The sequence below is a fragment of the Acidiphilium sp. 20-67-58 genome, from assembly GCF_002255515.1.
In the GTDB taxonomy this organism is placed as follows: domain Bacteria; phylum Pseudomonadota; class Alphaproteobacteria; order Acetobacterales; family Acetobacteraceae; genus Acidiphilium.
Genome location: NZ_NCAS01000026.1, coordinates 26,752 through 44,853 on the forward strand (window position 1 = coordinate 26,752; position 18,102 = coordinate 44,853).

At 65.5% G+C, this 18,102-nt stretch carries 20 protein-coding genes; 17 read left to right on the plus strand and 3 right to left on the minus strand.

Translation table 11 applies throughout. The features are described 5' to 3' along the window. Positions 1-79: 79 nt before the first annotated feature. From purC to kch, 3 genes are all read left to right on the plus strand, one after another. A complete protein-coding gene (purC, locus tag B7Z76_RS11375) occupies positions 80-844 on the plus strand; it encodes a phosphoribosylaminoimidazolesuccinocarboxamide synthase (RefSeq protein ID WP_174502718.1) in 765 nt (254 codons plus the stop codon). After that, a complete protein-coding gene (gene purS, locus B7Z76_RS11380; RefSeq protein WP_291344020.1) occupies positions 841-1,080 on the plus strand; it encodes a phosphoribosylformylglycinamidine synthase subunit PurS in 240 nt (79 codons plus the stop codon). The genes purC and purS overlap by 4 nt, the downstream gene beginning before the upstream one ends. A 137-nt stretch (positions 1,081-1,217) precedes the next feature. Beyond that, positions 1,218-2,429: a voltage-gated potassium channel protein gene (gene kch, locus B7Z76_RS11385; protein ID WP_291344044.1), complete on the plus strand. Its 1,212-nt coding sequence runs from the start codon at positions 1,218-1,220 to the stop codon at positions 2,427-2,429. A 24-nt stretch (positions 2,430-2,453) separates the two neighbouring features. Here kch and B7Z76_RS11390 read toward each other — a convergent pair whose 3' ends face one another. Continuing rightward, the gene (locus tag B7Z76_RS11390; protein ID WP_291344021.1) at positions 2,454-3,533 is read right to left on the minus strand and encodes a diguanylate cyclase domain-containing protein; all 1,080 of its coding nucleotides are present in this window, start codon (positions 3,531-3,533) and stop codon (positions 2,454-2,456) included. Between B7Z76_RS11390 and dapD the strand changes: the two genes are divergently transcribed. From dapD to B7Z76_RS11405, 3 genes are read left to right on the plus strand one after another with little or no spacing between them, the layout of a single operon-like run. Continuing rightward, the gene (gene dapD, locus B7Z76_RS11395) at positions 3,525-4,364 is read left to right on the plus strand and encodes a 2,3,4,5-tetrahydropyridine-2,6-dicarboxylate N-succinyltransferase (protein ID WP_291344023.1); all 840 of its coding nucleotides are present in this window, start codon (positions 3,525-3,527) and stop codon (positions 4,362-4,364) included. The genes B7Z76_RS11390 and dapD overlap by 9 nt on opposite strands. Further along, entirely contained in the window at positions 4,361-5,476 is a 1,116-nt protein-coding gene (dapE, locus tag B7Z76_RS11400) for a succinyl-diaminopimelate desuccinylase (protein ID WP_291344025.1), read from the plus strand. The genes dapD and dapE overlap by 4 nt, the downstream gene beginning before the upstream one ends. Next, positions 5,473-6,078, plus strand: a complete 606-nt coding sequence (locus B7Z76_RS11405; RefSeq protein ID WP_291344027.1) for a hypothetical protein — start codon at positions 5,473-5,475, stop codon at positions 6,076-6,078. The genes dapE and B7Z76_RS11405 overlap by 4 nt, the downstream gene beginning before the upstream one ends. On the opposite strand, the gene rsmI is transcribed toward B7Z76_RS11405, so the two are convergent. Beyond that, the gene (gene rsmI / locus B7Z76_RS11410) at positions 6,047-6,952 is read right to left on the minus strand and encodes a 16S rRNA (cytidine(1402)-2'-O)-methyltransferase (RefSeq protein ID WP_291344029.1); all 906 of its coding nucleotides are present in this window, start codon (positions 6,950-6,952) and stop codon (positions 6,047-6,049) included. The two genes, B7Z76_RS11405 and rsmI, sit on opposite strands and share 32 nt — an antisense overlap. Before the next feature lie 20 nt (positions 6,953-6,972). Between rsmI and B7Z76_RS11415 the strand changes: the two genes are divergently transcribed. From B7Z76_RS11415 to B7Z76_RS11430, 4 genes are all read left to right on the plus strand, one after another. Next, a complete protein-coding gene (locus B7Z76_RS11415; RefSeq protein WP_291344031.1) occupies positions 6,973-8,220 on the plus strand; it encodes a penicillin-binding protein activator in 1,248 nt (415 codons plus the stop codon). 9 nt (positions 8,221-8,229) lie between these two features. Next, a complete protein-coding gene (locus tag B7Z76_RS11420) occupies positions 8,230-9,612 on the plus strand; it encodes a cell wall metabolism sensor histidine kinase WalK (RefSeq protein ID WP_291344032.1) in 1,383 nt (460 codons plus the stop codon). Positions 9,613-9,784: 172 nt separating this feature from the next. Further along, positions 9,785-10,672, plus strand: coding sequence for a cation diffusion facilitator family transporter (locus B7Z76_RS11425; protein WP_291344033.1), 888 nt, complete (start codon positions 9,785-9,787; stop codon positions 10,670-10,672). A 10-nt stretch (positions 10,673-10,682) separates the two neighbouring features. Next, complete coding sequence (locus B7Z76_RS11430; protein WP_291344035.1) at positions 10,683-11,240, plus strand: cob(I)yrinic acid a,c-diamide adenosyltransferase; 558 nt, start codon at positions 10,683-10,685, stop codon at positions 11,238-11,240. Between the two features lie 142 nt (positions 11,241-11,382). Here the strand turns inward: B7Z76_RS11430 and B7Z76_RS11435 are convergent, their stop codons facing one another. Further along, a complete protein-coding gene (locus tag B7Z76_RS11435; protein WP_174502728.1) occupies positions 11,383-11,775 on the minus strand; it encodes a hypothetical protein in 393 nt (130 codons plus the stop codon). Between the two features lie 142 nt (positions 11,776-11,917). Between B7Z76_RS11435 and B7Z76_RS11440 the strand changes: the two genes are divergently transcribed. The 7 genes from B7Z76_RS11440 to B7Z76_RS11470 all read left to right on the plus strand — a co-directional run bounded on the left by B7Z76_RS11440 (position 11,918) and on the right by B7Z76_RS11470 (position 17,903). Beyond that, the gene (locus B7Z76_RS11440) at positions 11,918-12,691 is read left to right on the plus strand and encodes an SDR family oxidoreductase (protein ID WP_174502729.1); all 774 of its coding nucleotides are present in this window, start codon (positions 11,918-11,920) and stop codon (positions 12,689-12,691) included. Continuing rightward, entirely contained in the window at positions 12,688-13,584 is an 897-nt protein-coding gene (locus tag B7Z76_RS11445; RefSeq protein ID WP_291344037.1) for an NrtR DNA-binding winged helix domain-containing protein, read from the plus strand. The genes B7Z76_RS11440 and B7Z76_RS11445 overlap by 4 nt, the downstream gene beginning before the upstream one ends. A gap of 100 nt (positions 13,585-13,684) precedes the next feature. After that, positions 13,685-14,665: a quinolinate synthase NadA gene (nadA, locus tag B7Z76_RS11450; RefSeq protein WP_174502731.1), complete on the plus strand. Its 981-nt coding sequence runs from the start codon at positions 13,685-13,687 to the stop codon at positions 14,663-14,665. A gap of 43 nt (positions 14,666-14,708) precedes the next feature. Then, the gene (locus B7Z76_RS11455; RefSeq protein WP_174502732.1) at positions 14,709-16,169 is read left to right on the plus strand and encodes an L-aspartate oxidase; all 1,461 of its coding nucleotides are present in this window, start codon (positions 14,709-14,711) and stop codon (positions 16,167-16,169) included. Beyond that, entirely contained in the window at positions 16,166-17,011 is an 846-nt protein-coding gene (nadC, locus tag B7Z76_RS11460; protein WP_291344040.1) for a carboxylating nicotinate-nucleotide diphosphorylase, read from the plus strand. The genes B7Z76_RS11455 and nadC overlap by 4 nt, the downstream gene beginning before the upstream one ends. 6 nt (positions 17,012-17,017) lie before the next feature. Beyond that, positions 17,018-17,500, plus strand: a complete 483-nt coding sequence (locus B7Z76_RS11465) for a DUF3429 domain-containing protein (RefSeq protein WP_174502734.1) — start codon at positions 17,018-17,020, stop codon at positions 17,498-17,500. A gap of 100 nt (positions 17,501-17,600) precedes the next feature. Then, positions 17,601-17,903 carry a hypothetical protein gene (locus B7Z76_RS11470; RefSeq protein ID WP_174502735.1) on the plus strand — a complete coding sequence of 101 codons (303 nt, stop codon included), beginning with the start codon at positions 17,601-17,603 and terminating at the stop codon, positions 17,901-17,903. The last annotated feature ends 199 nt before the right edge of the window (positions 17,904-18,102 follow it).

Consider the following 18,102-nt stretch of genomic DNA (forward strand, 5'->3'; position numbering starts at 1 on the left):
ACCCCCGCCGGTTGATATACCCGGTCGTGAGCGGCACCGTTTTCATTTCCTTTTCGCCGCCGAGATACGAGGTCCACCCATGGCGCGTCGCCGGCAACTTTACGAAGGCAAGGCAAAAATTCTGTTCGAAGGGCCGGAACCCGGCACACTCGTGCAGTATTTCAAGGACGACGCCACCGCGTTTAACGCCCAGAAGAAGGGCGTGATCACCGGCAAGGGCGTATTGAACAACCGCATCAGCGAGTTCCTGATGCAACGCCTCGGCGAAATCGGCATTCCCACCCATTTCGTCCGCCGCCTCAACATGCGCGAACAGCTTGTGCGCGAGGTCGAGATCATCCCGATCGAGGTGGTCATCCGCAACGTCGCGGCGGGCAGCATGAGCACCCGGCTCGGCATCCCCGAGGGGACGCGGCTTCCCCGGTCCATCATCGAATACTATTATAAGAACGATGCGCTGAACGATCCCATGGTGTCCGAGGATCACATCACCGCATTCGGCTGGGCCAGCACGCAGGATATGGACGACATCGTCCATCTCAGCCTGCGTATCAACGATTTTCTGACCGGCCTATTCCTTGGTGTCGGAATCGTATTGGTGGACTTCAAGATCGAGTTCGGCCGGCTGTGGGAGAACGAGGATATGCGCATCGTTCTCGCCGATGAAATCAGCCCGGACAACTGCCGACTCTGGGACGCCAAGACCAACGAAAAGATGGACAAGGATCGTTTCCGCCGTGACCTCGGCCGGGTCGAGGAAGCGTATCAGGAAGTCGCCAAGCGGCTCGGCATCCTGCCCGAAGCCGGAACCCGCGACATGAAGGGCCCGGAGATGATGCAATGAAGGTTGTGGTCGCGGTCAAGCTGAAACCCGGCGTGCTCGATCCTCAGGGCAAGGCCATTGGCCACGCACTCGAAGGCCTGGGATATGACGGCGTCACGGATGTCCGGGTCGGCAAGCTGATCGAACTAGACATCGCCGAGACTGACCGCGAGAAGGCAAGGTCTACCGCCGAAGCGATGGCGAGACGCCTGCTCGCCAATACAGTGGTCGAGAACTTCGAGATTTCACTTCCCTGACGACCGGGCGTTGCGGCGCCCGCCATTAGCGCCCATCTCGAAGGTAATGATGGGCGAGATGAAAGGCGCCAGCGGCGTCAATGGCCTCCTCCAAGGGCCCCGCGATGAATAGGGTCGTTTCACTTCTCATACGCCCGATGCGTTTGCTTGGGCACCGCTGGTACCGGCGCCTGCGGATGGATCTGTGGTTTCCACATGTCCCGCTGGCGCTCGCAGTCGGCGTCGCTGGCGCGCTCGCGATTCTGCCGACTATCCAGAAATTCGCTGCGGAATATCTTCATCTCGATCTGGCCAACCTGGTCAGCGCCATTCACCCGATTTCGGGAAATATTCCCGGCCTTATCCTCAACGGCGTTCCAACCGTCGTCGTTGGCGCACTCCAACTCCTGATCGCCATTGGGTTGCTGGGCCGCTCGCGTATCGCCTGGCTCTCGGCCATCGGGATCACGCTTGCCCAACTTCTGCTGACCGTTCATGTCCAGGCAGCGTCCAGACTCGATGGGGAAGCGATCTACATCATCGCCCTGCTGGCCTCGCTCCTGCTCGCACGCAACCACTTCTCCCGTTCTTCACTGGCCGCCGGCACGCTGTTCGCTGTGGCCTCGGTACTTGTCTTGATGGTGTACGGGGTGCTCGGTTCACTGCTTCTCGGCGCCGGCTTCAACCCGCCAATCACCAATCTGCCGTCAGCGCTTTATTTTGTTATCGTCACGATGTCGACCGTGGGGTATGGCGACATCCTCCCCAAGAGCGAGAACGCGCGGCTTTTCGTCGTCTCGCTCATCGTGCTCGGACTGACGGTCTTCGCAACCGCACTGACTGCCGTGATCGGCCCGGTTCTGCAGAATCGGATAAACCGGACGATCGGCCCCCGGAGGCAGAAAATGAAACGCGTCAACCACTTCATCATTTCCGGCCATGGCGTCCTTGCCCGAAATACAGCCCGCGAACTGCGCAATCGTGGAGAATCCGTGATTGTCATAACGGAATTCGAGGATGCGAGTTTCGGCGATGCCGAGACGGTGATCGGCGATCCCACCGACCTCGATACGCTCCGCAAAGCCGGTGGCGAGCATGCGCGGGCGATTCTTGCCCTTTCGGATGACGACTCGGAAAATGCCTTTGTCGTTCTCGCGGTCCGGGAACTGGGCACGGATGCCAAAAAGGTGGCCGCGGTGAGTACCCGCAAGAATCTCGAGCGCGTCCGACGGGTTCACCCCGACATGGTTCTCGCTGCCCCAGTCTTCGGCAGCGAGGTGCTGGCAATGGCCCTCATGGAGGAGAAAATCGATGGGGACTGGCTTCTCAGCCGGTTCCTCGATGTTCGCCCCCATGAAGACAATACCTGATTTTCCGCTCCCTCGGCGCGAGATTCAGGAGATATCGGACTGCCAGATCCGCACGGCAGGCCGCCCGGTCGTCGCGGCGGTCAAACGGGCCTGCTCGAGACCGGAGCGGGCATTGGCGAGAACCGCCGCAGGGTCATCGCCCGAGCGTGACCACCGCGACGCGATGCCAATGGCGACATGGCGACCGGTTCCCGCCAGCATCGCATCCAGCCGCGCGACGATCCGGTCTCCCCGCTCGGCAGCTACCAGATGATCCACCCCATCGCACCAGGCGGCAAGGCGGGTCGGGCCGATCCGCCCGATCAGGTCGCTCGGACGCAACATGTCGCGCAGGGTTTCGGCCGACTCACGAATGACGGCAGATGACGCTTCCGATCCTTGCGTGCCGCTCGATCTGACCCAGCCTATGGCGAACATGGTGCCAACGCGTTCCTCGATGTCCAACCGGTCAAATCGGCGATCCGCCTGTGCGAGGAAACTCGGCAGGGGCCACAATCCGGTTTCAGGATCGAGCGCATTCCGCTTCTTGGTGGCGCCAGCCGTAAGCAACCGGGTCACGAGGCGCCGCAAATGCGGTCCGATCGCGGTCAGCAGATCGGTTTCCGCGGCAGTGAACCGCCTGTCTCCACGACTACGCCAGGCCACGAGTGAAGCCGCAGGGAGATGCCCGGCAGTTGCAGTTTCCAGATCGACGGGAATGGTGAGGATTTCACCGCCGATGCAATCGGTCAGGCCGATGCCATAGGGGTAATCAGCGAGGATCGTTTCCCCCCCCTGCTGCACCGTCGCCGGGCGCACCACGAAACACATGCCGGAATCGGGAAATTCCGCTGCCAGCAAGGCGCAGGCCGCGGGGCCGGCGGTACTCGGGTCAGGCAGTCCTGCCAAACTATCGATCATGCGTGCCATGCGGTCGAGACGCCCTGAAATGTCTCGTCCGTCACGGGCGCCCTCGGATGCTTCCATGGAAAAGCCTGCCTCATACGTCATTATCAGGCTTTTCGCAGGATTGGGTAAATAACGTATTACCGCCCGATTGACAGGCTGAACCCACCTCAGCATGGTCTCGCCGGAACAAATACGGAAAGGCCGCCAATGGATCACACACCGCTCGCCGCGACGATTACCGCTGCCTGGGACCGCCGGGACCAACTCGATCCGGCCTACCAGGGACCAGTGCGCGAGGCGGTGAACCAGGCCCTCACCTTGCTGGACGACGGCGTTCTGCGGGTGGCGGAACCCGGCCCGGACGGCTGGACCGTGCATCAATGGCTCAAGCAGGCCATTCTCATGTCCTTCCGCCTGCTGCCGAACCGGAGCATGGAAGGAGCCGGCGGTGCGCCCGTGTTCGACAAGGTGCCGATGAAATTCGGCGACTGGGACGATGCCCGCTTCGCGGCCGCGGGGATTCGGGCGGTGCCGGGTGCGGTTGTCCGATATTCCGCTCATGTCGGGCGGAACACGGTGCTGATGCCGAGCTTCGTCAATGTCGGCGCCAGGGTCGGCGAGGATACGATGATCGACACCTGGGCAACGGTGGGCTCCTGCGCGCAGGTCGGCCGCAACTGCCATATCAGCGGCGGTGTCGGAATCGGTGGAGTGCTCGAGCCGCTACAAGCCAATCCGGTGATCATCGAGGATGACTGCTTCATCGGCGCGCGCTCGGAAGTCGCTGAGGGCGTGATTGTGGAGCGCGGCGCCGTGCTTTCGATGGGAGTGTTTCTCGGCGCCTCGACCAAGATCGTCGATCGCGCAACCGGCGAGATCTTCTATGGCCGCGTACCAGCCTATTCCGTTGTCGTGCCCGGAGCATTGCCGGGCAAGGCGCTGCCTGACGGCAGCCCGGGCCCATCGCTCGCCTGCGCCGTGATCGTGAAGCGGGTCGATGCCCAGACCCGCTCGAAGACCGCGATCAACGAGCTTCTGCGGGCGTGACCGGCACGGACCCCGTCCCGATCGCGCAGCTTTTGCTGCGCCACCGCTCGGTCACGCCGGTCGATGATGGCGCTCAGACAACGCTTGCTGGTCTGCTGGAGTCGCTCGGTTTCACGGTCGAGACGCTGCAATGCGGCGAGGTTTCCAACCTCGTCGCCCGACGCGGAACCGGCAGCCCGCATTTCGCCTTCGCCGGTCACACCGATGTCGTTCCCCCTGGCGATGACTGGCGCCACCCGCCATTCGGCGGCACCATCGCGGATGGGCTGCTCTATGGGCGGGGCGCCGTCGACATGAAGGGCGCGATCGCAGCCTTCGTCGCAGCGCTGGCATCCCGACCGGCATACCGGGCGGGAACCATCTCCCTGCTGATCACGGGCGATGAGGAGGGCGAGGCCGTCGACGGAACCCGGCGCATTCTCGACCATTTGGCCGAAAATCGCGCCCTGCCCGAATTCTGCCTGGTCGGCGAGCCGACCTGCCGGACCACGCTTGGCGATACGATCAAGATCGGCCGGCGCGGATCGGTTTCGGCCCGTATCACTGTTCCCGGCGTGCAGGGGCATGTCGCCTATCCCCATCTCGCCGACAATCCGCTTCACCGGCTGATCCCTGCCCTTGAAGCGCTCCGCACGCGGCAACTCGATACCGGCACAGCCTGGTTCGAACCGTCCTCGCTGCAAATCACCAGCGTCGATACCGGGAATGCGGCCGGCAACGTGATCCCGGCCAGCGCATCGGCGCGGCTGAACATCCGGTTCAATGACCGGCACAAGGGGACCGAACTCGCCGCCTGGATACGCGAAACGGTCTCGACCTACGCGCCCGGCGCAAAATGCGAGACCAGCATCAGCGGCGAGGCGTTCCTGACCAAACCCGGCAAGGATATCGACCTGCTCAGTGATGCCATCGCCAAGGTAACCGGCATCACGCCCAAACTGGACACCGGCGGCGGCACGTCGGATGCCCGGTTCATCACGTCATGTTGTCCTGTCGCCGAATTCGGTCTGGTCGGAACCTCAATGCACCGGGTCGACGAGGCGGTTCCGATCAGCGAGTTGAGAGATTTGTCCGAAATCTATGCCCAAATTCTGGATCGTGTGTTCGCATGAATGGTGAGGATCGTTTTGCCGGAGCGCTGTTCAGCACCCTGCGCGGCATCTTCCGACTGGCCCTCGGCAGACTCGATGCGTTTCGCGAGTTCGGGAACACACCCGCCGCCTTCTCGGCGTCGATCGCGCCGCTGATCGCCTTCCCGATGGTTGGCGCGGCACTTCTGGCGGCACGTGGCCACTGGATCTACGCGGCGGGGCTCATGCTGTCCCGACTGTGCGGCGTCCTGATACAACCCGTCATCATCGAACGGGCATCGCACTGGCTTGGACGTCGCGACCGATGGCTGATCACTGCCACGGCGCTGAACTGGTCGATCTGGGTCGTGTTCGTTCTCATTCCCCTGGGAATGGTCGTCAATGACATCCTGCTCGCGCTCGGCGCCGGGCAGGTCGGCGCGCTCACCCTCTCAGGCGGGCTGATCGCCCTCTATATGCTGTGGCTGCAGGGTTTCGTGCTGCGGGCCGGGCTGCAGACCAGCTGGTGGAAGGCGCTCGGGCTGCTGTTCGTGGTCAACCTGAGCACGGCTGCACTTTACGCAGTGCCGTATGTTTTCCATCCTGGCCTGCTCAGCCTGACACTTCGTCCTGCTTCAGGCTGAGCGCGCGCGCGTATACCAGCTTGCGTGGCAACTCCAGCTCCCGGGCAACGGCCGAAGCCGCATCCTTGATCGACATGACCGCCAGTGCAGCTTCGAGCGCCTCGTCCAGCGCCTCTGCCGATGCGCTTGTCCGGGTCGCAGGACCGATCACCAGGGTGATCTCGCCGCGCGCGGCGGTCGTCGCGTAATGTTCGGCGAGCACGGAAAGCGGGCCTCGCCTTATCTCCTCGAATCTTTTGGTCAGTTCGCGCCCCACCGCAGCGGGTCGATCTCCGAGGATCGCCTGACAATCTTCAAGACACGCCGCCAACCGGTGGGGGGCTTCATAAAACACCAATGTCGCGACAAGTCCGGCGTGCTCCGCCGCGACCAGACGCTGCAATGCGCTGCGGCGAGCGGCCGAGCGCGGCGGCAGAAAACCGGCGAAGAGAAACGGATGGGGTGGCAGGCCGGACAAGGCGAGCGCCATGACGGCTGCATTCGGCCCCGGCACGGCACTGACAACGAGTCCCTCGTCGATCGCCGCACGCACCAGCCGGTAACCAGGATCGGCGATGAGCGGTGCCCCCGCATCGCTCACCAGGGCGAGCCGCTTTCCCTCGCGCATCATGCTGATCAGCGCAGGGGTTCGGGCCTGTTCGTTATGGTCGTGGAAAGATTGTAATTTTGTTAAGATTTGATATTGAGCCAGCAGGGTCGCGCTAACGCGGGTATCTTCGCATAATATGATGTCTGCTTCGCGCAGCGCGCTGACCGCGCGTGGCGACAAATCGCCCAGGTTGCCGATTGGCGTGGAAACCAGCACAAGGTCGGGTTGCCGACGAGAGGCCGTTTCGGATGCAAGTGGAGAAGTCTCGGATGTCACGAACGACATTAACGCCTGTGGCTTTGGTTTTGGCAACCGCTGCGGCACTCGCACTTGCGGGATGCAGCACCGCGCCGCGCCCCACCGCCACCGGCGGCGAGGTCTCATCGATGCAACCGACGGCGCACGCCACACGGACGCAAGGTCCCGTCGCGTTGCTGGTGCCGCTGACCGGCCCCTACGGCGCCATCGGACAGTCGATCGAGAAGGCCGTCAAACTGGCATTTTCAGCACCAGGCGCACCTAGGCTGGATGTCGAGAACACCGGCGGCACGGCGGCCGGCGCCGCCAGCGCCGCGCATAACGCCATCGGCAAGGGTGCCGGTCTCATCCTCGGACCGCTTACCATGGCGGAAGCTCGTGCGGTCACGCCCATCGCCCAGTCGGCGGGCGTGAATGTCCTTGCCTTCACCAATGACGACAGCGTTGCGCGCCCTGGCATCTGGCCGCTGGGCATCTCGCCCGACCAGCAGGTCGGCAGGGTGGTTTCCTACGCCATCGAAAGCGGTCGCACCCGCACCGCCGCGATCCTGCCGGATAACCTGTTCGGCCGGCTCATGGCCGCCGCCCTGCGCCGCACCACAGCCCGGCTCGGCGCTCCACCGCCGCATATCGGATACTATTCGGCATCTTTCTCCAGCCTGAACGCAACGACGCGGAGCATCTCACAATTCGACAGCCGGGGTGCCGGCCTGATGTCGCGGATTCGCGCTGCCCGCGACGAGGACAGCGCGGCGGGACGTCGCCTCGCGGCCAAGCTGCGGAGCGAACCCGTCCCGCCGCCGCCCTTCGATGCCCTTCTGCTTGGTGCGACAAGCGAAGACCTCGCCGAGTTGCAAACCTTCCTTCCGTATTACGAGGCCGGTCCGCCACAGGTTCAGCTGATGGGCCCCGCGCTCTGGTCCAGCCGTGCCAGGGCGATGGCCACGCATGAGGTTCTGCGCGGTGCGATCTATGCGGCGCCCGATCCGTCGGCAGGCCTGCCATTTAACCAGAAATTCGAGGCAACCTATGGCGGTGTCACGCCGCCATCGATCGACAAGGTTGCCTTCGACGCCGCGGCGATCAGCGTACTCGCGGCGCATGAAGGCGGGTACAAGACATCCGTTCTGACGGCATCCAGCGGGTTCTCGGGTACCGACGGTCCGCTCCGGCTGCTGCCCAACGGTCATGTCGAACGCGGGCTCGCGGTGTTCCGGATCGAGCCGAACGGTCCAAAAGTGGTTTCGCCCGCACCGCAGACATTGCCATCCCCGGCACCATCGCCGAACGCATGACCTGACCGGATGCGCCGACCGATCGCAACGATAGCGGCCTGGCTCGGCGGTCCGCCTGCCATCGTCCTGTCCGGACTGATCTTTGCCCGCGCGATCCCTCTCTGGGAGGGCATCGGCTGGCTGGCCGGCTGCGCCGCCTGGTCGGGAGCGGCGGGCATGGTTCTGGCGCGCGATCTGCGGCGCTTCAGTGCCGCGCTCACCGCGCCGTCATCGCCCTCGGCATTGCAGCTCGTAACACCGGGGCTGACCAACCTCGCCCAGCGCATCATCCAGACGATCGCCACGGAACGCGAAACCCGCGAAGCCGCCGCCACCAACGCCAACTACAGCCAGTCTCTTCTCAACCGCCTGCCGGATGCGCTGTTCCAGCTCGACGGCCTGCCTGGGTCGCGGCGGATCGTCTGGAGAAACCCCGCAGCGGTCAGGATCTACGGCGCCGAGGAATCGGCACTCCTCCGCCATCCGCAGTTGCGCGCCGCCCTTGCGGAGGCGGAGCTGGCCGACCAGCCGGTACGGACCACCCTATCGCTCGCCACACCGGTCGCCAGGGTTCTGGATGCCACGGTGATCCGCAGCGGAGATCTTGGCCGCGCGGCCCCGGTCTACATCCTGCTGACCGACCGCACCCGCGAGCGCGAACTGAACCAGATGCGCGCCGATTTCGTCGCCAATGCAAGCCACGAATTGCGGACGCCGCTGACCAGCCTGATCGGCTTCATCGAGACCCTGCGCGGCCCGGCCCGCGGCGATGTCGAGGCCGTGCCCCGTTTTCTCGCCATCATGGCCGAACAGGCCGAACGGATGCAGAGGATCATCGCCGATCTGCTGAGCCTCTCGCGAATCGAGATGTCGGAGCATCAGCCCCCCTCCGAGCAGATCGATATCGGGCCGGTGATCCGCCAGGTCGCCAGCTTCATGGACCCGATCCTCGCCAAAGCCTCGACCAGGCTGACCCTGGATATCGCCGCCAGCCTGCCCGTCGTGCATGGCGATTCCGGCCAGCTCACCCAGGTCATCGGCAACCTTGTCGACAACGCGGTGAAATACAGCGCGCTCAAGCACGGCAATTCGGGCGGCAACATCACGGTGTCCGCGCATGCAACGCCAAATGCCGACTTTCCCCAACCTGGCATTCTGATTGAAGTGATCGATGATGGCCCCGGGATCGCGCGCGAGCATCTGCCAAGGCTGACGGAGCGATTCTATCGGGCTGACAAGGGGCGGGCGCGCGCCGTGGGCGGAACCGGGCTCGGCCTTGCGATCGTCAAGCATGTCGTCATGCGCCACCGTGGCCGGCTGGTGATCGACAGTGTCGAGGGAACCGGCACGACATGCCGCGTATGGCTGCCCGCGGCAGCGCAAGCAGCGCAGGGGTCGAGGCGCTCGGCCTGATCGGTGATGCCGGCGGTTTCATCGGTGTCACGGTTCGGCTAAAGCGGGGGCGCGGCGTTGGCCTTGCCTGGCTTCCGGGCGAGGCTTTCGGGAACAGGACCAGGACGCAAGCCTGTTGGCCAGCCGCTCGACAAGACGCCAAACCGTTCGGAAAGATCGAGCCTGAGGAACGATGTTTATCCCGCTCCGCCTTGCTGCCCTGAGTGTCGTCATCAGCCTGGTCTCGCTCGGGCTGAAGGTGACGGCGTGGCGCGTCAGCCATTCGGCGGCACTCTATTCCGACGCACTCGAATCACTGGTGAACGTCTTTGCCGCGGTGATGGTGATGGTGGCGCTCAAGGCCGCCGCCAAGCCCGCCGACAGCGAGCACCCCTACGGACATGCGAAAGCCGAACTGCTGAGTGCGGTCGCCGAGGGGGGCATGATCCTCTTCGCCGCAGTGCTGATACTCGAACGCGCCGCAAGCACGATATTTGTGCCGCACCTCCCTTCGGCGCCGGTCCTGGGCCTCGGCCTGAACGCGGCCGGCGGCCTCGTGAATGCCCTCTGGGCGCTCGCGCTCGGCCGGTCCGGCGTGACCCGGAAATTTCCGGCGCTGGCAGCAGATCAAGCCCATCTCGTGGCCGACGCCATCACCACGGTCGGGATCATCGCAGGATTGTCCATCGCCGTCCTCGCCGACCTGCCGGTCATCGACCCGCTGATCGCCATGGCCGTCGCGGCGCAGATTGCATTCATGGGCGGGCGGACAGTGCTGCGCGCCCTCAGCGCACTGCTCGACCGCGCGCCGCCGGCGGAAATGGTGGACCGGATCCACCGGCTCGTCGCCACCCATGCCGCCGGCGCGATCGAGGCGCATGACATGCGAATCCGTGAGGCCGGGCAGTCGCGCTTCCTCGAATTCCACCTCGTCGTGCCGGGGACCATGACGGTCGCCGAATCCCACACCATATGCGATCGGATCGAAGGTGCCTTGAAGCGGGAAATGGCAGGCGTGATCATCACGATCCATGTCGAGCCCGATCACAAGGCCAAGAACGAAGGAATTCTGGTGAAATGAGGTCTGCGAGATGGTGAAGCTGGATACGATCGTGACCCGCGGCGGCGACCGTGGCGAAACATCCCTGGCCGACGGATCGCGCGTCGCCAAGAGCCACACCCGCATCGCCGTGTTCGGCGCGCTGGATGAAACCAACACCGCGGTCGGTTTGCTCCGCGTGGTCTGCGCGCAGTCTCCCGAGATCGACTCGGTCCTCGCCGCCATCCAGAACGATCTGTTCGATATCGGCGCCGACCTTGCCGCGCCCGCCGACCCTAACCGCCCGTCAAGGCTGACCAGCGCCTATGTTGCCCGGCTCGACGAAGCCGCCACCGCCTGGAATGCGCGTCTTGGCCCGCTGACCAGCTTCATTCTGCCGGGAGGCACCGAAGCCGCATCCCGCGCGCATCTCGCCCGCACGATCGCGCGGCGTGCCGAACGCGAACTGGTGCGTCTCGCCGGCGAGACGACTATTTCAGATATACCGATCCCCTATCTCAACCGCCTGTCGGACACGATGTTCATTCTCGCCCGCCTGCTCAACGACGAAGGTCGCGCCGACACGCTCTGGCGGCCCGGCGGCGCCTGAGCGCCGGGACGCCGGCCAGTTTCAGAACATCATCCGAACAGACGGAGTCATCTGATCGGATAAAAATATTATTTTTATCAATATGATAGAGCACTACATCCGATCCAAAAGGATCCGATGTAGTACTCCAGAGAAGCCCGTCTCAAAGAAGGTGGAAGCTCGAGACCCTGGTACCGGTGAGCGTCAGGTCGGTGAGAACCTGATTTCCCCCCTGTAGCGTCACCTCGAAAATATAGCCGATCGTTGAGCCCACCCGCTGCGTCGTCAGGTATTTGACGGCGAAAGGCTGGGATAGCGGGATCTTCGCGTCGATGGCGGCCGCCTGAGCGGGAAACTTCTTGCTGTCGACATGGGCCCGGAATGTCGATGACGTCGGTGCCACGAAAGATTTGTAATCGGAATGCCCGATCGCCGAGAGCATCTGGGTCATGTCGCGCGTCGCCAGTTGCACCTGCGCGGGCTGGGCCTGGGCCACCGCAGATTGTGCCGCGATGGCGACGAGCAGCAATCCTGCTGCTCCAATCGAAAACTTCATCACGCGTCCCTTCCCTGTTCGTCTTCGAGCCCATTATGAGCGGGGTATTCATGCGCTCAAAGGGCTTCCGGCCTTTCCGGAACCACCGAATTGCGCACACACTGCTGTCCCGCCATCATGACCGACCGAAGGAGACGGATCAATGACCGACGCTTTCCGTGGCCGCCGCGCCCTCGTCACCGGGGCTTCCAGCGGCATCGGCGCCGATATTGCCCGCCAGCTCGCCCAGCGTGGTGCTGACCTCATTCTCACCGCAAGGCGGCAGGACCGGCTCGAGTCGCTGGCTGCCGAATGCCGCCTGTTCGGCGTCACCGCCGAAACCGCCGCCGCCGACCTCGCCGATGAGGCCGGCCGCCTCGCCTTGGCCGAACGCTTCCCGACCATCGACATTCTGGTGAACAATGCCGGACTAGGCGTCTTCGGCCCCTTTGCCGAGGCCGAATGGACACGGACCGAGGCGATGCTCGCGGTGAACATCACCGCCCTGACCCATCTCACACGGCTGTTCGCCGCTCCGATGGCGGCGCGCGGCTGGGGCCGTATCATGATGGTCGCCTCCACTGCCGCGTTCCAGCCGGTTCCGCTCTACGCCGCCTATGCCGCGACCAAATCCTATGTCCTCTCGCTCGGCGAATCGCTGAATGTCGAGCTGTCCGGACGCGGCGTGCGTACTACCGTGCTCTGCCCCGGCGTCACCGAAACCGAGTTCTTCGATGCCGCCGGCCAGATCCGCTCCACCTTCACCAAACGCAGCGCGATGACCAGCGCCGAGGTCGCGCGAATCGGCGTCGCAGCACTGCTCGCCGGGCGCTCCAGCGTCGTCGCCGGGCGAAGCAACGCGGCAATGGCCTTCGGCACCCGTTTCGCGCCGCGCGGACTCGCCGCCCGCCTCGCCTTCCGGATGATGAAGCCGTGAGCGATAGCGCCGACCCGATCCACGCTGAGCTGATCGCGGTCGTTGTCGCCGTCACCGACGCAACACCCCGCGTCCTCACCCTGCTCGATGGCAGCGCCCTGCCCGCCGGCCCGCTCGAATCGGCCCATCGATCGCTGCAGGCCGGGCTGCGCGACCGGGTGGAGCGCCAGACCGGACATCCGCTCGGCCATGTGGAGCAACTCTACACCTTCGCCGATGCCGGCCGCAGCCGTGCTGGGCGGAGCATCTCGATCTCCTACCTCGCCCTCAGCAGCGAGACGCGGGCTCGGCTCGGCGGCCAGGTCTCGTGGCAGGACTGGTACCGCTACTTTCCCTGGGAAGACCGCCGCACCGCGAACGACGCCGCCTCACGGATCGAACCCGGCCTGCGAAGCTGGGTGGGCACGGAGCCGACGCGCCGCGCGCGCATCGCCCGCTGCTTCGGGCTCGACGGCACGCCCTGGCAGGAGGATCTGGCGCTCGACCGCTACGAACTCCTCTACGAAGCCGGGCTGGTGCGCGAGGCCGCGCGCGACGGCCGGCCGGCGCATGGCGAGTTCGCCCCGGGTGCCACGCTCGCCGCCGACCACCGCCGCATCCTCGCCACCGCGATCAGCCGGCTGCGTGCCCGGCTGCGGGCCCGGCCCGCCGTTTTCGAGCTGATGCCGGAGCGATTTTCCCTGCTCGAACTGCAACACTGCATTGAATCCGTCAGCGGCCAGAAACTGCACAAGCAGAACTTCCGGCGCCTCATCGAAGGCCAGAACCTGCTGGAAGAAACGGGAGATTTCGCGAACGGCCCCGGCCGGCCGGCCAAGCTGTTCCGTTTCCGCAGTGCCATCCGTGACGAACGGGCCATGACCGGCAGCCGCCCGCCGCTCGCCACACCTTGACCGAATTATACTCACATCCACTATAAGAGGCGTTGATCCGGCCGATTTTCGGCCATAAAATCGCTCATGATATGCTCATTTCGAGCATAAGGATGTGGCCATGACTCTCGCCGCTGCCCCCGTTCCCGCGCCGCTCGCCGCACATGTCCCGCCCGCCGAATGGGCGCTGATGCAAGAGGACATCGCGGCAATCCGCGACCTCAAGCAGGCGCGCGACGCAATCATCCTTGCCCATAATTACCAGACGCCGGACATCTATCACGGCGTCGCCGACATCGTGGGCGACAGCCTCGCTCTCGCCCGTGAGGCGATGTTGGCCCGCGCTTCGGTCATCGTCGTCGCCGGGGTGCATTTCATGGCCGAGACCGCGAAGCTGCTGAACCCGGACAAGACGGTGCTGATCCCCGATTCCCGCGCCGGCTGCTCGCTCGCCGAAAGCATCACGGCCGCCGATGTCCGCGGCCTGCGCGCCCGCCATCCGGGCCTGCCGGTGATCGCCTATGTGAATACCTCAGCCGCGGTGAAGGCCGAGGTGGATTATTGCTGCACCTCGGCCAATGCCCGCAAGGTGGTCGAGCACGCCGCCCGCGCCGCCGGGACCGACGCGGTGATCATGCTGCCGGACCGCTTTCTAGCCGCCAACACTGCGCGCGAAACCACCATCCGCATCATCGCCTGGGACGGCGCCTGCGAGGTGCACGAGCGCTTCACCGCCGCTGACATCGTGCAGGTACGCCAGCAATATGACGGGGTTGCCGTCCTCGCCCATCCGGAATGCCCGGAGGAGGTGGTCGCCGCCGCCGATTTCGCCGGCTCCACCGCCGCCATCGCCGACTATATCGCGCGCCACCGCCCGGCCCGCGCAGCATTGATCACCGAGTGCTCGATGGCCGACAACATCGCCGCCGCCAATCCCGCAACCACCTTCGTCAAGCCCTGCAATCTCTGCCCGCACATGAAGCGGATCACCCTGGCCGGCATTCGCAGCGCTTTGGAAACCATGACCGAAGCGGTGACGATCGACCCTGCCCTCGCCACCCCGGCACGCGCGGCGGTCGAGCGAATGCTCGCGATACCTTGATAGCGCATTCTCGCGATACCTTGATGCGGATGCGCACAATCCCATGAACGCCCCGATCATTGTCGGGGCCGGGCTCGCCGGCCTTGCCGCCGCCCTGGCCGCCGCGCCACGCCCGGTGCGACTGCTCACCGCCGGCACGCTCGATGCCGGCGCCGCCAGTCTCTGGGCCCAGGGCGGTATCGCCGCCGCCATCGGCGCCGACGATGCCATCGACCTGCACATCGCCGACACACTCGCTGCCGGCGACGGGCTATGCGACGCCGCCGCGGTCTCGCGCATCATCGCCAGGGGGCCGTTCGTGATCGATTCCCTGCGCGCCCACGGCGTGCGCTTCGACGCCGGGCTCGGCCTCGAAGCCGCCCATGCGCGCCGCCGGATCAGCCATGTGAAGGATGCCACCGGCCGCGCCCTGACCACCGCGCTCGCCGCCGCCGTGCGCGCCGCCCCGCATGTCACGATCATCGAACACGCGCGCGCCGTGGCGCTCGATGTCGCGGAGAACCGGGTGCGTGGCCTCTGGGTCGAGACCGCTGGCTGCATCGTCCATCTCCCGACCGCCGCCGTGCTGATCGCGACCGGCGGCGTCGGCGCGCTGTGGCGCCACACCAGCACCCCGCCAGGTGCCGACGGCTCCGGCCTCGCCCTCGCCGCACGCGCGGGCGCCGTGCTGCGCGATCTCGAATTCGTCCAGTTCCACCCAACCGGACTCGATTCCGGCGCCACGCCGATGCCGCTGATCTCCGAGGCGGTGCGCGGCGAAGGCGCCATCCTGACCGATGAGACCGGTCAGCGCTTCACCGACGAACTCGCCCCGCGCGATGAGGTTGCCCGCGCCATTGTCCATCATCTCGCCGCCGGCCACCGCGTCACGCTCGACGCCACACATCTCGGCGCCGGCTTCGCCGCCCGATTCCCGACGATCGACGCCGCCTGCCGCGCCGCCGGGATCGATCCCGCGCGACAGCCGATCCCGGTGCGCCCGGTCGCGCATTACCACATGGGCGGCATCGCCGTGGACGCGCAGGGCCGCGCGAGCGTGGGCGGGCTCTACGCCGCCGGCGAGGCCGCCTGCACCGGGCTGCACGGCGCGAACCGCCTGGCCAGCAACTCGCTGCTCGAAGCCTTCGTCACCGGCACCGATGCCGGAACCGCGCTCGCCGGTGAACCCGATGCAACCTCGATGACCGCGTCCGCCGCTGCGCCGCGCAGCGCACCGCCACCGGCGCTGGTGCGCGATCTTGTCAGCCGCCATCTCGGCGTGCTGCGCGATGCCGCCGGCCTGGCGCACCTGATCGAGCGCCTCGCCCCGCTGGCTCCGGCTCACGATGCCGCGCTGATCGGCCTCATGATCGGCGTCGCAGCACTCGACCGCGCCGAAAGCCGTGGCGCCCATGCGCGGACCGATGCGCCCTCCCGCGCCGCGCAGCCGCGCCATTCCGATCTCACCCAGGCGGCGGCCCTCGCCCGTGCCGCTGCCCTCGCGCAAAGGCCCCACGCCGCATGACCAAGCTGCCCCGCATCATGATCGAACCGGCTGTTCGCGCCGCCCTGCTCGAGGATCTCGGCCGCGCCGGCGACATCACTGCCGACGCGGTGATTCCGGACGACAGCCGCACCACCGTCGCCTTCGTCGCCCGCGAGAAGGGCACGATTGCTGGCCTCGATTGCGCCGCCATCGCCTTCGACCTGCTCGATCCGTCCCTCGCGCTCGATATCCTGATCCCGGATGGCGGCACGGTCGCGCCCGGCGACGTGATCGCGCGGATCGAGGGAAAGGCGCGTGCCATTCTCTCGGCCGAGCGGACAGCGCTGAACTTTCTCGGCCAGCTTTCCGGGGTTGCCACCGCCACCGCCGGCATCGCCGCCGCCATCGCCCATACCGGGGCGCGGATCACCTGCACGCGCAAGACCATTCCCGGCCTGAGGGCCTTGCAGAAATACGCTGTGCGCTGCGGCGGCGGCGCCAATCACCGCTTCGGGCTCGATGACGCGGTGCTGATCAAGGACAACCACATCGCCATTGCCGGCGGTGTCGGCCTCGCGGTGCGCCGTGCCCGCGCCGCGGTGGGCCATCTGGTGAAAATCGAATGCGAGGTCGACCGGCTCGACCAGCTCGCCGAGGCGCTAGAGGCCGGTGCGCATGCCGTGCTGCTCGACAACATGGACCCTGCAACTTTGCGCCGGGCCGTCGTGATGGCGAAAGATCGTGCGATCACCGAGGCCTCCGGCCGGATCACCCCGGAGAGCGCCCCCGCCATCGCGGAAACCGGGGTCGACCTGATCTCGGCCGGGTGGCTGACCCACAGCGCGCGGGTGCTGGATATCGGGCTCGATTTCATGACATAAACAGGCATGAACCGCGCTCCCTTCACCATCGCCACCCTGCTCGCAATCGCCGGGCTGGTCCCCTTCCTGGTCAGCCTCGCCGCCATCATCACCGACCCGACGCGCGCTCCGCTCGCGACCACTGTCATGATCGATTACGGCGCCTGCATCCTCGCCTTTCTCGGCGCGGTACACTGGGGCTTCGCACTGGAGCCAGGCGGCATCGTGCCCGAGATGCGGCTGAACAACCAGCGCCTGCTGTTCGGTGTGCTGCCGGCGTTGGTCGGCTGGCTCGCTCTGCTCGCCCTCTCGCTGGCCCAGGCGCCGCGCCTGGCCATCGCGATCCTGATTGCCGGCTTCTTCGCGACCATCGTGGCCGAAACGGTCGGCCGCGGGCGCGACATCGTGCCGGGAAACTATCTCATCCTGCGCTGGGCGATCTCGATCGTCGTGCTCGCGGTGCTGATCGTCGCTCTGTTCATCGAGGCGGTAGGCATGCGCCAGGGCTGAACCGCGGGATGAACGGAATTTCATCCAGCGGTAAATCAGGATCGCCGAATTCCGCCGCATTCTCCTGACAGATTACGATCATCGATCAGGAGATGCCCACATGAAGCGAACCAGCATCATCGTCGGCGGTGCGATGGCCGCCTGTGTTGTCCTCGCCGCGACCAGCGTCGCCCAAGCCGACTGGGATGGCGGCCCGAGCTTTTCAATCGGCTTTGCCGGCCCGCCGGCCTATTACGCGCCGCCGCCGCCTCCGGTCTATTACGCGCCGCCCCCACCCCGCTACTACGCACCGCCGCCACCGGCCTATTATGCGCCACCGCCGCCGGCGTATTATGCGCCGTCCTTCCCGGCCGGCCTGTCCTTCGGCTTCAGCCTGCCGTTGGGCCACGACGACGATCACTAGAGCACTTTCCGATCCGGTTGGATCGGATGTAGTGCTCTATCATATTGATAAGTCGAGCATCTTTATCCGATCAGATGATTCCATCTGATCGGATGATGCTCTAGCACTACTTTGGCGGAAATCTGATTTTTAGGGTTCCCATGGCACGGATTGGGTGATTCATGGGGAGCCAGCTTTGATGGAGGCTGGCGATGGACGA